The organism is Bradyrhizobium sp. SZCCHNS3052, from assembly GCF_032484495.1.
GTDB lineage: Bacteria > Pseudomonadota > Alphaproteobacteria > Rhizobiales > Xanthobacteraceae > Bradyrhizobium.
This window is the reverse complement of the sequence record NZ_JAUETB010000002.1, coordinates 744042-759081: the sequence shown is the minus strand read 5'-3', so window position 1 is coordinate 759081 and position 15040 is coordinate 744042. Positions and strand designations below refer to the sequence as shown.

Here is a 15040-nt window from a genome sequence, read left to right as displayed (position 1 = left end):
AGCCCTCAATCCCGAGACCCGCAAGGACTCCGCCGTCCACGTTTCTCTTTCTTCATCTTCACTTGTCAAACAGCCCGCACTTGTTAGTTCGCTTCGAACTAATTAGTGCATCAACTTCTTTGGTCTCTTTCACCGTGGAAGTCCCGATTGCCGGGGCGCTTCACATAGCTGATTTTGAGAGACCGTCAAGAGCCTTTCTGAAGAAAAACTCAGGAGCCAGTCGGAAGAAGAAACATCAAAGAAAACAACGTTGGTCCCGAAAGTCGGGGGCCTCAGTCATCAGTGATGTCCGGCTGGCGTGGTGGTGAGATAGTGCGATGCCGCATCCCGCGCAAGAACTTTTTGCGACGGCTGTGCAGAAATGTGGATAGCGCTGTCGCCGCCCACGCTCGGCCTCCTCACACGCCGTTTCTGTTCCATTTTGGAGCGGCGGGCGCGCGCAGCGTCAGGAATTGCTCGCCTTCGGTTGCACCAGCGCACGATGCGAGTGCGGCATGGGCATCAGGACGAGATCCTTCCGCCGGACAAGGTTGGTCGACAGACGCTGTCGAGATTGCTGGTGCCGATTTCGAGGGTCGCGATCCCCTCCCCCGCCTGCGACGATCGCGGCGCGGCGCGGAACGCCAATGGTTCCGGACCGAACGGGCCGCTGAGCCCGGGATCGAAGTTCGCGGCGTCGCACACATTCGCGAATGCGAACTGGCATTGGTCTCGCCACCGCGAGCACGGAAGTGATGCGAGGGACGATCGGCGATATCCGCAAGCCTGGCGGTGACGCGGCCGGGAATGGCTCGGCTGTCCCGGCCGGATCGGTCAGCCCTGTTGCCGCAAGCTCCGGAAATACCACCAGCCCGACGAGGGCGCCCTCGCCACCAACCAAACATGCTTCAATCAGCGCGGGCTTGGAATTGGTTCATCGTGCTCGCGTCTCTGGACTGACTTGCCCAACGCACGGACGTTACGGTCGCTTGGGACGTCGATCCTGTCGAGCGCGTCGTTGCAGCGATGCCAGCATCAATTCGAGCCCGCATGCAGCAAGAGCAGCCGCGGCATTGTTGCTTGGTCGACATTGTTGCCTGGTGACCTGCCGCGTGGTGACCTCCGCGGCGCCGCGTCGTCCGAGGCCGGCGCGAGACGGCGTCAACGCGATCGCGGCGGCGTGCTGCGTGCGGGAGCCGTCAGGAAGCGATCGAGCTCGACGATCGCTTCGGCCTCGCGGGCGCGCCGCAGCTGCCTGGCCTGCTCGATGCCCGGGGGCAGACGTTTCGCCCTGTCTCGCGCTTCGCGCGCCATCTCCAGCAACCGCTCACCCAACGACATCGTCTGCTTGACACGCCGGCGCCGCTTCTTTTGACCTTCTACGTCCATGCGGGATTGCATCCAGTTTCATTGATGCGCATCGACGACTCTAGATCAGGAGCTGCCGCGCGCATCAACATAAGTGAATCGGCCGTGACCAACGTCGTCCGGGCGGCAGAGCAGCAGCGGCCGGCCGCGCCGGGAGCATCGAGGCTAGCCGCAGCACCGCCGACGGCTCCTTCGCACGGCTGGGATGCGTGGACCGGGGGCGGTCTCTGCCCGCCCCGGTCCCATCGGCTGATGCGCGCGGTTGGGCAGAACGAGCATGCGCTTTCGCCGCAGCGTCCGGAGCCAGTCCAGCACGTCGTTGCGCGACCTGAGTGGACGAGGCAATGCCACTCAGGCCTGCGCGAACTTGATGGTCGACACCGGCCAGCGGCCGTCATGGCCACCGATGGTGATGCGCAGACCGTGGAGTTCGTCAAGATGGACGTACTCCACTGTTCCGGCCTTGCCGTCGCTCAGCGCCACAGCCTTGCCGACCAGCTCGGTCTGCGCCCGTTCGAATTCGCGCAGGATGCAGAAGGCTCGCGTCTTGACGGCAACCATGAGGAACTTCGAGACATGAGGGGGGAACCGCCGGGCAGCACAGGCCGCTCGACGGTCGTTCAAGTCGGCATGCGGACGCCGAACGTCAACCCGTCCTCAAGCAATCGTGCGCGCCGCAAGGCAGCGAGCGCCGGGCTTGCCCATCAGCGGCACTCGAAATTCGCCGCATCCTCGAGGCTGCCGCTGCCCTTGTAGGTCAGCACCTTCGGGAACGCGCAGAGATCGCGTGTGCGCCCGGGCCATGGCACATCGGGCGCGCGCCGCGCGGTGGCCCGGATCGCCTCGGGCGCCGCGGCCGTGCCCTCCACCCATCGGTCCAGCGCGGTCAGCAAGTCGAACTGATCGGTGGCGGGTCCGCCGCCGCAATGGTTCATGCCGGGAACCAGGAACAGCCGCGCGAAGCCGTCGGCATCGGCGCCGTATTTGGTCTTGAGCTGATCGACATAGTCGACGGTGTCGAGCGCCGAGAAGATCGGGTCGGCCGTGCCGTGATAGAACAGCATCTTGCCGCCCTTCGCCTTGAAGGCGTCGAGATCGGTCGAGGTCGCGGCCTCATATTCCATGCCGGCGTCGAAGCCGCCGGCGCCCTTCATCACCTTCCGCGGATCGCGGTCGAGATCGAAGTTGCGCACCCAGGCGACGAGATCCTCCGGCGTCTCCGGCGGGCTCATGAAATCATAGGCGACGCCGCCGGGAATGAGCGTGAGGTTGCGCGCATTGGGCGGACTCGCCTTGGGCGTACCGAGCTTCCAGGCGCGCCAGCCGGGCGCGGCGAGGCCGGGATCATACGGCCAGCGCGCATAGATCAATCCGCCCATGGAATTACGGCTGCCGTCGAACATCAGCTTGACGGCTTTCAGCTTGGGGACAGGCAGGCACTGCGAACTCTGGCCCTCCTTGCAGGCGAGCACGGCCGGATCGAAGCGGCAGGCCATGACGTCCTGCACCATGCCATCCCTGGCGCCGTCGGCGCCATCGCACGACGCGGTCACGGCATCGGCCACCAGCTTCAGGTCCTCGTCGCTCAGCGCGCTGCCGACATCGGCCTTGCCGTCAGGGCCGGGCGGCGCGATCGCCAGCAGCGCCTGCTCCTGCGCGACCACATCGATGCCGGCCAGCGGCACGCGATAGGCCGGCGCGCCGGCGATGACGCCGTCGAACAGCTCGGGAAAGCGCTGCGTCACCGCCATCGCCTGGCGGCCGCCGTTGGAGCAGCCGGCGAAGTAGGACCGGCGCGGCGCCTTGCCGTACAGCTTCTCGGCCGCGGCCCTGGCGGCAGCAGCCACCGGCGGAATCGAGCTGTAGCCCTTGTCGCGCCGCGCCTGCGGATCGAGGCCGAACAGATAGGGCCCGAGCGGCCCCGGCTCCTCGAGATGGCCTGCGTCGGTCGAGGCCACGGCATAGCCGTTGGAGAGTCCATTCGGCGGCGTGGCGCCGGTGAGCAGGCCGAGTGCCGGGCGCAGCACGCCGTCGACGCCGCCGCCGCCCTGAAAGACGAACTTGCCATTCCACGTCGCAGGCAATCGCAGCTCGTAGCCAACAGCATAGGGCTTGCCGTCGATGCCGGTACGCTCGTTGATCTTGCCCCGGATCAGGCAGTGATCCGGCGCAGGTGCGGTCGCGCCCGCAGGCGCGGGCGGCGCCAGTTGCACGCCGCCCGCAGCGACGAATTCCGCCGTGACGATGCGGCCGCTGCCGGAGAAGCCCTGAGCCAGCGTGGCACAGCTCGCCTTGAAATCCTCCGCCTGCGCGGACGCCATGGCCGACGTCGTCAGCAAGACCGCGGTCAGCGCCGTCACACGGATCGTCATCACGGTCGTCCTCACACCTGCGGGCCAAAGCCCGTCACGCATCGTCGCTGCTTTACGGCACGCTCGATCGCTTCCGACCATAGCCAAGCCTGCGCCCGCCGCAAGCGGCCGTGCGCATGGGTGCGATTGAAAACGTCAGCCGAAGCGTGCCATCTGATGGGTGTCAAGGAAGCGTCGAGGGACATCATGGCTGCGGACATCAAGTTGAATGCGTTTGCGATGAACTGCGTCGGGCACCAGTCGCCCGGCCTGTGGCGGCATCCGCGCGACCGTTCCTCCGACTACAATCGCCTGCCCTATTGGCTCGACCTCGCCAAGACCTTGGAGCGCGGCCGCTTCGACGGACTGTTTCTCGCCGACGTGCTCGGCGTCTACGATGTCTATGGCGGCAACCCCGATGCGGCGCTCCGCCACGCCATCCAGGTGCCCGTCAATGATCCGATGATGCTGATCTCGGCGATGGCCGCCGCGACCTCCCATCTCGGCTTCGGCGTCACCTGCACCTTGTCCTATGAGCCGCCCTACCCGTTCGCGCGGCGGATGTCGACGCTCGATCATCTCACCGAGGGCCGTATCGGATGGAACATCGTCACCGGCTATCTCGACAGCGCCGCACGCGGCATGGGCAGGGAGCGCCAGACCGCGCATGACGATCGCTACGACGTCGCCGACGAGTACATGGAGGTCGTCTACAGACTGTGGGAAGGCAGCTGGGAGGACGACGCCGTCAAGCGCGACCGGACAAGCGGCGTGTTCACCGATCCCAAGAAGGTTCACCGCGTCAGCCATCGCGGCGAGAACTACCAGCTCGACGCCATCCATCTCTGCGAGCCGTCGCCGCAGCGAACGCCGGTGCTGTATCAAGCCGGCACCTCGCCGCGCGGCCGCGTGTTCGCCGGCCGGCATGCCGAATGCGTGTTCATGTCCGGCCCGTCCGCCAAGATCATCGCGCCGCGCGTCGCCGCGATCCGCCAGGCCGCCGCCGACGCGGGTCGCGCGGGCAGCGACATCGTCATCTTCAGCATCGCCACCGTCGTGCTCGGCGAAACCGACGCGGCGGCCGAGGCGAAGTTCGCCGACTATCGCCGCTACATCGACCACGAGGCGTCGCTGACCTTGATGTCGGGCTGGACCGGCGTCGACTTCTCGACCTACGACCTCGACCAGCAGGTCCGCCACGTGCTCAACGATGCCGGCCGCAGCGCGATGGACAACGTCACGCGGGCCGATCCGGACCGGGTGTGGACCGTGCGCGAGGTTGCCGAGCATGTCGGCATCGGCGGCATCGGCCCGGTGTTCGTCGGCTCACCGGCGAAGGTCGCCGATCTCATCGAGAGCTGGATCGAGCAGACCGGCGTCGACGGCCTCAACCTCGCCTTTGCGCTGTCGCCGGAGAGTTTTGCCGATGTCGCGGACATGCTGGTGCCGGAGCTGACCAGACGCGGCCGCTACAAGAAGGCCTACCAGCCGGGTACTTTGCGCGAGAAGATGTTCGGCCGCGCCCGGCTCGCGGCACCGCATCCGGCGGCGAGCTACCGGCCGTAATGCCGCTGGCACTCAGCCCGACAGACGCGACAGCAACACAGCCACCGCCGCCTCGATCGGCTTGATGATCGGCACGGCGAATTGCCGCTGCAACTGATCGGCGGCCTGCGCCAGCGGCCCGCCGCCGATGATCACGGACTCGGCGCCGTCCTCGGCAATACAGGCGCGCGTGGCGTCAGCCAGGGCGGCAGCAAGCCGCGCCGGATCGACGGCGAGCGCGGCCGGGTCGCCTTGCGTCAGACGCGTCCCGGTGAACTGCGCCGACAGGTTCAGCCTGTCCGCAAGGCCCGCGATGCTCGCGACCAGCGCGGGCGTCACCGTGGCAACGCCGAAGCGCCTCCCGCCCTCTGCAGCCTCGCGCATCGACGCCTCGCCGATGCCCGCCACCGGCAGCGAGCACTGGCTGCCAAGCTCCGCGGCGCCGGGATCGCCGAACGCCGCGACGATGATGCCGTCGCAAGCATCGCGATGCGCGCGGCCGATATCGACCACTTCCGCCGCCGATGCAGCCAGCGCCTCGGCATCCACGATCATGGCCGGCGCCCGCGTCGCGGTCGCGCCGACCACCTCGGCCCGGCCGGCGCAACAGGCGGCCACAATCGACACCATCATCGCGGTGGTCGTGGCCGAGCTGTTGGGATTGATCAGGAGGATGCGGGGCATGAGGACGGTTGCTCAGATGACGAAGCTCTCCTCGTGAACAATCGTCGGCCAAACGTCAACTCCAGGCCCATTTGCCTATGAGGGTGGCGGGCATCCGCCGTTCGTCGCCGGCCGCTCACCCGATCCGCATCGACAATTCGACTTCGTCGCCGAACGGCACCGACAGATAGCCGTTATCAGGCGAACGGACGTAGGCGAGGTAGTCGGGGCTGTGGTCGGCATTGTCAGCGACGATGAACGCGCCGGCGCTGAGCCGGCTCTCGAGCAGCGCCAGGATATCGCCATACAGCGGCTTGGCGCCGTCCAGCAGAACCAGGTCGATCGCGTCCGGGAGATCACCGCTCAGCGTCTGCAGGGCGTCGCCCTGGCGGATCTCGACCAGATCGGCCAGGCCGCCCTCCGCGAGGTTGGCACGGGCACGGGCGACCTTGGACGGCTCGAACTCCGTGGTGATCAGCCGGCCGCCGCCATTGTCGCGCAGCGCCGCGGCGAGGAACAGCGTCGAGATGCCGAACGAGGTGCCGAATTCGACGATCGATCGCGCACCGACGCCGCGCGCCAGCATGTAGAGCAGCATGCCGGTGTCGCGCGACACGGGCAACGGAAAGTCCTTGAGCTGCGTGTAGAGCTCGACATGGCCGGACCTGCTGCGCATCAGTTGCGCGCCCCGTTCGGCCATGCCGGCGAAGATCGGGCTCGTCTCCGGCCGCAGCAACGTGGCCTCGGCAAGCAGGCGATCCAGCAGCGGCGCCACCGGGTGGGTGGTCAGGGTGATCATCGATATTCTCCGTGTTCTCGATGCGTGTCGTTTGCGTCGAAGTCAGAATACGAATAATCATTCGCATTCGCTAATCGCATTTCGGAACGCTCCATGGCCCCGGCTCGAAAAGCCCCGATTTCCCCGCGAAAACTGCCGCAACAGGCACGCTCGGCCGACCTCGTCTCAGCCATTCTGCAGGCGGCTGTTCAGGTTTTGACCAAGGAAGGCGCGCAACGTTTCACCACGGCCCGTGTCGCCGAGAAGGCCGGCGTCAGCGTCGGCTCGCTCTATCAGTACTTCCCGAACAAGGCGGCGATCCTGTTCAGGCTGCAGAGCGGCGAGTGGCAGCAGACGACGAAACTGCTGCACGGCATTCTGGAGGACACGCGCCGTCCGCCTCTGACGCGATTGCGCGCGCTCGTTCACGCGTTCCTGCAATCGGAGTGCGACGAGGCCGCCGTACGCGGCGCGCTCGACGACGCCGCCCCGCTCTATCGCGACGCGCCCGAGGCACGCCAGGCCAGGGCCAGTGGCCGCCGCGCCATGCTCGCCTTCATGCGCGAGGTGCTGCCTCGTGCCGGAGAGACCGAGCGCGCGCGTGCCGCCGACCTGATCAAGACGACGCTCGGTCAGGTCGGCAAGCACTTCTCGGAGACACCGCGAAGCCGGGCCGAGATATCGGCCTATGCCGATGCGATGGCCGACATGTTCTGTGCGTACCTCTCCACCGCGAACAAGCCTCACAAACGTAAGGCCGGGTAGTCCCGCAGCCGGCGCGTCTCCGGTTCAACGGCGTCTTGGGGGCCGCCATGCGGCCGATCAGCAGAATCCCGGAACGCCCGTCAAGGACGATCAACGGACATCGCGAGGCGCTCGACAGATCGTGAACGAGCTTGCCCTCTAGCGCCGCACCCCCCTTCGAACCAACTGCGAACCCGGCTGGCTCTCGCGACCGATCAGCCAATTGCGGCCGCGCGGCAGCAGCGTCGCAAGCTCGAAGTTCTGATCGATCAGTTTTTGCCAGACAAAAGCCCACTCGGGCTCATTGTCGCGACCGGTCAGCCAATCGCGGCCCCGCGGCAGCAGGGTCGCAAGCTCGAAGTTCTGATCGACCAGTTTTTGCCAGACAAAAGCCCACTCGGGCTCGTCGTCGCGACCGGTCAGCCAATCGCGGCCCCGCGGCAGCAGGGTCGCACGCTCGAAGTTCTGGTCGATCAGTTTCTGCCAGACGAAGGCCCACTCGGGCTCGTTCTCGCGACCGTCCAGCCAATCGCGGCCGCGCGGCAGTAGCGTCGCGTGCTCGAAGTTCTGATCGATCAGTTTTTGCCAGACGAAGGTCCACTCAGGCTCGTTCTCGCGACCGTTCAGCCAATCGCGGCCGCGCGGCAGTAGCGTCGCGTGCTCGAAGTTCTGATCGATCAGTTTTTGCCAGACGAAGTTCCACTCAGGCTCGTTATCGCGACCGGTCAGCCAATCGCGGCCGAGCGACAACCAACGGGCTTCTCTCGGACACCTTAGCGCGAGATTACTCCAGAGGTAGGGCCAACCGAAGTTTTCCATGTTGCTGCGAAGCGCAGGCATTGTATTTGCAATGAGCTCGGTCGCTGGGACGAGGCTCAGCAAGAACTCAACGCCCTTTTCGTGCTGATACGGATTTCGTACCTTTGTCAACTTGCGAGCAACGGCGTCAACGAACTCGGCAACCGGTGGATTGAGCTTAGCAGTCTTGGTCCACATCGGAATATCTGCAGCGCTTTCAGGTTGGGCCGGAATAGCTTGAAGGGCGAGTCGAACAAGGGCAGCCTGCTCCGAGCTTGGCTGCTGTGAGCTCTGAGTGGTCTCGCACAGATCCAACCAAACGCGTGCGCAATACTGGTGCGCGGTGTTGCGACTGAGCCACGCCAAGGCCTGATCTCTGATAACTGCATCCGCTGGTGAAAACCTGATCAAGCGCCTGTTGATCCAAGGCCATGTTCCGGCCTCGAGATATACCCCGAGCCAACCTCGCCCTCTGCTCAGAAGAACCAGACGCTCTTCTTGAGCGGCCATATCCCACACCATTTGGAAAAGAAGCCCCCAATCTGGGGCATCCTCGCCCAGGTCATGCCACCAGGATTGGATCCGAGCCTTGATGCCTGACGCGTTCAGATCGACCTCGGCACTCAAGGCCGACTGTTGCCAAGCGAAAAGACGTGGGGTGATCTCATGTTCAGGACCTCGCCGGCGAAAGCATGGCCACAAAGCCTTCAGGATTTCCACACGCATAGTCTCGTCAAGCATGAGAGCGCCACGCGTCCTACCCTTGCCGATCTTGCGGGAGCCCAGCCAGCCGAGAAACGCGTCTGCTGGCTTGCCCTCTTCGAGCATTGCATCAAACCCAACAGAAATGTCCTCTGCCCGCCGAACTGTCTCGCCGCGTGGCACCAGAGCATCGTAGATCAGACGGCTGATCTGGGGGTGAAAGAAGCGGCCCGCCAACGTTCCAGATTTTGGATTGCTGAGACGCCATACCTGCTCGCCGACCAATTGCGCCAATTCTGCCCGATGTCCTTGAAACAGCCCCTCCGGAGCTTTCAGGCCATAGAGATTGAGGATGAGGGCAGCACGGCCTTGTGCTTGAATGGCGAGCTCATGGAGACGATTGTCGAATCGGGTGGCAAAAGCCTCTGGCGTCAGTCTCTGCTCGCGGTGGAGTTCGTAAATCCACGCGGCTGCGACGAAAATCGCTTCTCTTCGGATAGGAACATCGACACCGGTGCGCTGCTGATACCACTCATGGTAGGCAACCTGCTCTTCGGGGGTCAGGGGCTCGGCCACGATTTCGACCGGATCGAGCGCCCGATGCCGTTCGCACTCGCGTCTAAAAGCTTTCAGTTGCTCGAGGGGGCCGCAGGTGAGAATGGCAAACCGGTTTGGGAACTTGCGAGCCGTTGCGGTCAGTTCGCCAACTTCTCGCCATATCGCAGGATCGCGATTCTCCGGCGAGTAGAGGTCATCGCCTGCGACCAGCATGGAGAGGGAGGTAGCGCTAGCATTGTCGAGAGCGCGAGGTAGAGCATGCGCGTACGATTCGATATAATTGACCGCTTCGACTTGGCCGTCCGCCAGGAGCTCGCTAATGATCTGGAGCAGAAGCACACTCTTGCCTGCTCCAGAAGGACCCGTTATCCAAAACACCGGGACGACCGCGTTTCGCTCTTGTGCATCCGCCAGCCAACGCTCGTGAATCGTCGACAGGACCGCTTTGAGCTTCTCCGGACGGTCCATGAAACATCCGTCACGAACATCAGCCAGGCTGGGGCGAACACCGTGCACAATGTGCCTCTGGACCAGCTCATTATCCTTTTTTAGATCCGTCGCGCCAAGCAGATGCAGAGGCGCCACCTTTTGTCGACGTGCCGTGTTCCAAAGCGCGAGCAGAGCTTTCGCTATTTGCACGGGCGACACGCCAGAGGGAAGCATTTGAAGGAGCCGACCCATACAGGTGTCAATAAGGGTCGTCGGGTGGGTCACATCGTTCCAAAGGCGAGTCGCCAAACGAACTTCAGGTGCACCGTCCACCTCAACGGGCAGACATCGATGTCGCAGATGTTCCCATCGCTTTGCCGAAACAGCGTCGAGCTTGAGCTCTGAAGCAGTCAGGCGCGCGGGTTGAGACGAAACATTTCCTCGTAAACTTCGCGCAGTAATCCTGAAGCGAAAACTGTTCCGTACAGAGGGGCAGCATTCCTCGAGAAACTCGTCCACCGCGATGGCCTCTTGGATCGCATCTTGAAGGGACTCCTTTCGCAAGGTCGTCTTGATCTGTGTGAGATAGACGAGGCTTTCACGCTTTTCACTGAGGTCGCTAAGACCTTCGAAGGCAACGCTCGCCGCTTCTTCATTCTGGGCCAACACGGCTTCAAAAAAACGATCAAGTGAAACCGCGAGCTGATAGTGAAATCCGTCAAGCGCACGTCGCCCGCCCAACGCCCGCTGTTTGAACTTCGGGTGTTTCTGCCAAGCTTCTTGTAACGCGAGTAGATTTGGCGCAATCTTTCCTCTGTCTGTTCCTTGAACTGACACCTTATTGGCCCATCAAAGGTTGCAATCGTGACGCCAAATGTTAGTTGCGTTTACGTTTGTGCGCAACCACGGCTAATTCAACTATTAGCTGACGACTGCTGTTGCCGAAGCCGGTTGGCTGCGGCGCTGGAAGTGCGGCCTCTACGTCGGAGGTATCGTGATGATGCCGGGCCTCGACAATGTCACCTTAAGGAAACGAATGCGGACGCCGCTGACTCGGTCGCAGAAGGTCCGCCCTAATCACGGACTGTCCTCCGAATGGGGCCTGCTCCGCGGCTCCTGCTCCGGCCAAATCCGCTCATGAGCTCCGCGCTTCATTTCGGCCGGCGGATGCAAGGCGGTTCGATCGGACATGCCCGCCCAGACCGCTGCGGAGAGTCGCTAAGACGGCATGGCTGGGCCGAGGGCCTGCCATGCCGTCGCGGCAGAGGGGCACAAGCTGATTGTGATATGCCGAAGCCCCAGGGCTTGCGTGACGAGCCAATGGCTTCTCCTCGCGCGTGCGCGACGAAACGGAATTCGCCTGCATTCTCAGGCTGATTTGCCCTGTCCAGTCCCGCGACGAAAAATATTCTGGTTTCTTTTTTTCAGAATTCATGGTTGTATCACCCCATCCCGCCCGATCGAGAGGGGCGCTTCGCGAACGTCACGAAACGTTGGTGCGGGATGCGATGGCCGGTTCTCGTCGCAGCGTGCGTCAAGCGCGCGGACGAACGATGGGAGCCGGACGGCGAAATCGCGTGGTCCTGATACTCCGACGCTAGTATCAAGTTCGCGAAGATGCTTGCGTGTCTCGCGGATGACGGTGGCCAGAAAGCCCGGCGCACCGGGGAGATCGCGTATAAGCCGTAAGCCCGTTGCGCAGGGAAGGCCGGATGTCCGGCTGATCCTGTGGTAACCGCCGCGTGCTTCCTTTTTTGCACGCGGGCCATGGGTGTCAGTCGACGCCCGGCCTTCCCTGTGCCCTCTCTCGATGGAGGGACGAACGGCAGACACATCTCGGACGCTCTGCGCGTGGCGAGGATGCGAACGGCTGTCTCGTCAGATCTCGCGCGCCAAGAAAACAAAACTTCTCGCGGCATGGGCACATGAGAAACTTTCCTCTCCATATGAACAGATCTGCAAAATTGCGCAGGGCTGACGATCCTGCGAATGATCCTGGACAATTGCATGCAACCGCCTGTTTGGGAGATTGCCGAATGACACCGTCCTTCAGCGGCCTGCGTCGCGCGCGGCCCTTGCATCTCGCCCGTCGCGGCGTCCTGATGATGGCCGCGGCCCTGCTCGGCGCGCTCGCCACGTCGCAAGCCGACGCAGCCGAGACGCTGCGCATCGGCTATCAGAGATCCTCGACCCTGATCGCCCTCCTCAAAACCAATGGCGAGTTGGAGAAGGCGCTGGCGCCGCTCGGCATCAAGGTGTCGTGGCACGAATTCTCCAGCGGCCTGCCGCTGCTGGAAGCGATCAACATCGGCAGCATCGATGTCGGCGCCGATGTCGCCGATACCGTCCCGGTGTTCGCGCAGGCCGCGGGCGCGAGGCTCGCTTATGTCGCCGAGGAGGCCGCCTCGCCGTCGGCGCAGGCGATCCTCGTGGCAACGGCTTCGCCGGCCAAGACGCTCGCTGAGCTGAAAGGCAGGAAGATCGCGGTGACCAAGGGCGCCGGCAGCCACTATCTGCTGCTCGCCGCGCTCGCCAAAGCGGGTCTCACCTTCAAGGACATCACCCCCGCCTATCTGCCGCCCGCCGACGGCAGGACCGCTTTCGTCAGCAACAATGTCGATGCCTGGGTCGCGTGGGATCCGTTCCTGACCAGCACCATCCGCCAGTCAGGGGCGCGCGTGCTCGCGGACGGCAGCGACGGGCTTGCCAGCTACAAGCGCTACTATCTCGCATCCGCCGACTACGCCGCCGGACATGGCGACGCCCTCAACGTCATCTACGGCAAGCTCGTCGAAACCGGCAAATGGGTGAAGGCCAATCCGGCCGCCGCGGCGAGCCAACTCGCTGCCCTGTGGGGCATCGATGCCGCCACCGTCGAGGAGGCCAACAGCCACCGCTCCTACCAGGTCGGCGCGGTCACCGCGGCCGGCCTGTCGGAACAGCAGAAGATCGCGGACGCTTTCCTGGCGGAGCGCGTGCTGCCGGCGAAGGTGGACACATCGGCGTTGGCGATCTGGACTCCCAAAGCGCCGTGAGCCACACAGGAGCCGAGATTGTGCCCGGCAGCGAAGCGCGGCACGAGGCCCGACGACGAGCCTGAACGAAGGAGACCACCCGTGACTGCCCATCTTCCTCCCCCGACCGGCCGCATCACCGAGCATCCGGCGCATCGCATCTTCGTCGATCGCTGGTCGCCGCGCGGCTTCAGCGACGAGGCGCTTCCCGAGACGGAGCTCCTGACCTTCATCGAGGCGGCACGCTGGGCGCCCTCCTCCTACAATTCGCAGCCCTGGCGCTTCCTCTACGCGCTGCGCGGCTCGGCCGAGTTCGACACCTTCCTGGCGCCGCTGGTCGAGTTCAACCGCGGCTGGGCGCAGCATGCCGCGGCGATCGTCTACGTGCTGTCGAAGAAGACCTTCATCCCGGCGGGCAAGACCGAGCCGGCACCGACGCGCACGCATTCCTTCGATGCCGGCGCGGCCTGGGCCAATTTCGCCAACCAGGCGGCGGTGTCCGGCTGGGTCACCCATGGCATGAGCGGCTTCGACGTCACCGCCGCGCAGACGGCCCTCGGGGTGCCCGACGGTTTCGCCGTGGAGATCGCGATCGCGGTCGGCCGCAAGGGCGACGGCGAAAAGCTGCCGGCCATGCTCAAGGAGCGCGAGAAGCCGAGCGCACGCCTGTCCATCGCCGAGATCGCCTCCGCCGGCCTTCTCCCGCAGCGCTTCGGCGGCTGATCGATGTCGCAGGGGCGGCGTGCCGCGCCGCCCCTGACGGACGGCGAAATCTGTGGCAGAAGATGCGTTCTGCTTGAGGAGAGTTGATCCGCATGCCGCCGCCGAAACCGCCCGCCTTCGAGACCCTGAGCCTGCACGCGGGCCAGCACCCGGATCCCGCGACCGGCGCCCGCGCGGTGCCGATCTATCAGACCACGTCCTATGTGTTCGACGACACCGAGCACGCCGCGGCGCTGTTCAATCTCGAACGCGCCGGCCACATCTATACCCGCATCTCCAACCCGACCACGGCCGTGCTCGAAGAGCGGCTCGCCGCGCTCGAAGGCGGCGTCGGCGCGGTCTGCACCGCGAGCGGCCAGGCGGCGCTGCATCTGGCCATCGCCACGCTTCTGAATGCGGGCGATCACATCGTGGCCTCCTCCTCGCTCTATGGCGGCACCATCAACCTGCTCGCGCACACGCTGCCGCGCTTCGGCATCACCACGAGCTTCGTCAAGCCCAGGGATCACGACGGTTTCCGCGCTGCGATCAAGCCGAACACGCGGCTCCTGATCGGCGAGACCCTCGGCAACCCCGGCCTCGAGGTGCTGGACATCCCCAAGGTCTCGGCGATCGCGCACGCGGCCGGCGTGCCGCTCCTGATCGACAACACCTTCGCCACGCCCTATCTGAGCCAGCCGATTTCCCAGGGCGCCGACATCGTGATGCACTCCGCGACCAAGTGGCTCGGCGGCCATGGCATCGCGATCGGCGGCGCGATCATCGATGGCGGCCGGTTCGACTGGCGCGCCTCGGCCAAGTTCCCGCAGCTCACCGAGCCCTATGCCGGCTATCATGGCATCGTCTTCGACGAGCAGTTCGGCGCGGCCGCCTTCATCATGCGCGCGCGGACCGAAGGCCTGCGCGATTTCGGCGCCTGCCTGTCGCCGACCAACGCGTTCCATCTGCTGCAGGGCGTCGAGACGCTGCATCTGCGCATGGAGCGGCACGTCACCAACACCCGCGCGGTGCTGGAGGCGCTGACCGCCAACAAGGCCGTCGACTGGGTGCTGCATCCTTCGCTCGAGACGCATCCGGACCATGCGCTCGCCAAGGAGCTGTTGCCGCGCGGCGCCGGCTCGATCATCTCGTTCGGCATCAAGGGCGGACGTCCCGCGGGACGCAAGTTCATCGAGAGCCTGAAGCTGATCAGCCATCTCGCCAATGTCGGCGACGCCAAGACGCTGGTGATCCACCCCGCCTCGACCACGCATCAGCAGATGGACGCAGCCCAGCTCGCCGCGGCCGGAATCGGCGAGGAGCTGATCCGGCTCTCGGTCGGCATCGAGGCGGCCGGCGACATCATCGACGATCTCGGACAGGCGCTGCGCGCCTCGCAGAAGGTGTGA

11 protein-coding genes are annotated in these 15040 nt (G+C 64.7%); 5 read left to right on the top strand and 6 right to left on the bottom strand.

Features of this window, described 5'->3' with window-relative positions:
• Positions 1-1140 precede the first annotated feature (1140 nt).
• The 3 genes from QX073_RS11615 to QX073_RS11605 all read right to left on the bottom strand — a co-directional run bounded on the left by QX073_RS11615 (position 1141) and on the right by QX073_RS11605 (position 3719).
• The gene (locus tag QX073_RS11615) at positions 1141-1368 is read right to left on the bottom strand and encodes a hypothetical protein (protein WP_315718641.1); all 228 of its coding nucleotides are present in this window, start codon (positions 1366-1368) and stop codon (positions 1141-1143) included.
• Between the two features lie 330 nt (positions 1369-1698).
• Positions 1699-1908, bottom strand: a complete 210-nt coding sequence (locus tag QX073_RS11610; protein WP_315718640.1) for a PRC-barrel domain containing protein — start codon at positions 1906-1908, stop codon at positions 1699-1701.
• A 143-nt stretch (positions 1909-2051) separates the two neighbouring features.
• The gene (locus QX073_RS11605; protein WP_316225785.1) at positions 2052-3719 is read right to left on the bottom strand and encodes a tannase/feruloyl esterase family alpha/beta hydrolase; all 1668 of its coding nucleotides are present in this window, start codon (positions 3717-3719) and stop codon (positions 2052-2054) included.
• A 186-nt stretch (positions 3720-3905) separates the two neighbouring features.
• Here QX073_RS11605 and QX073_RS11600 point away from each other — a divergent pair, with 186 nt between their 5' ends.
• On the top strand, positions 3906-5264 hold the full coding sequence (locus QX073_RS11600; protein WP_316225784.1) for an LLM class flavin-dependent oxidoreductase: 1359 nt from the start codon (positions 3906-3908) through the stop codon (positions 5262-5264).
• A 12-nt stretch (positions 5265-5276) separates the two neighbouring features.
• On the opposite strand, the gene QX073_RS11595 is transcribed toward QX073_RS11600, so the two are convergent.
• Together QX073_RS11595 and QX073_RS11590 are read right to left on the bottom strand one after the other, a co-directional pair.
• The gene (locus tag QX073_RS11595; RefSeq protein WP_316225783.1) at positions 5277-5927 is read right to left on the bottom strand and encodes an aspartate/glutamate racemase family protein; all 651 of its coding nucleotides are present in this window, start codon (positions 5925-5927) and stop codon (positions 5277-5279) included.
• A 115-nt stretch (positions 5928-6042) separates the two neighbouring features.
• Complete coding sequence (locus QX073_RS11590; RefSeq protein WP_316225782.1) at positions 6043-6705, bottom strand: O-methyltransferase; 663 nt, start codon at positions 6703-6705, stop codon at positions 6043-6045.
• Positions 6706-6798: 93 nt separating this feature from the next.
• Between QX073_RS11590 and QX073_RS11585 the strand changes: the two genes are divergently transcribed.
• Positions 6799-7449 (top strand): TetR family transcriptional regulator, encoded by a 651-nt coding sequence (locus QX073_RS11585; RefSeq protein ID WP_316225781.1) that lies wholly within the window; start codon positions 6799-6801, stop codon positions 7447-7449.
• A 138-nt stretch (positions 7450-7587) separates the two neighbouring features.
• On the opposite strand, the gene QX073_RS11580 is transcribed toward QX073_RS11585, so the two are convergent.
• Positions 7588-10752, bottom strand: a complete 3165-nt coding sequence (locus tag QX073_RS11580; protein ID WP_316225780.1) for a hypothetical protein — start codon at positions 10750-10752, stop codon at positions 7588-7590.
• Between the two features lie 1268 nt (positions 10753-12020).
• On the opposite strand from QX073_RS11580, the gene QX073_RS11575 reads away from it, so the two are divergent.
• The 3 genes from QX073_RS11575 (at position 12021) to QX073_RS11565 (ending at position 15040) form a co-directional block, all read left to right on the top strand.
• Positions 12021-12950 (top strand): aliphatic sulfonate ABC transporter substrate-binding protein, encoded by a 930-nt coding sequence (locus QX073_RS11575; RefSeq protein WP_315756572.1) that lies wholly within the window; start codon positions 12021-12023, stop codon positions 12948-12950.
• 81 nt (positions 12951-13031) lie between these two features.
• Entirely contained in the window at positions 13032-13652 is a 621-nt protein-coding gene (locus tag QX073_RS11570) for a nitroreductase family protein (RefSeq protein ID WP_316225779.1), read from the top strand.
• A gap of 92 nt (positions 13653-13744) precedes the next feature.
• Positions 13745-15040 (top strand): O-acetylhomoserine aminocarboxypropyltransferase, encoded by a 1296-nt coding sequence (locus tag QX073_RS11565; RefSeq protein WP_315718465.1) that lies wholly within the window; start codon positions 13745-13747, stop codon positions 15038-15040.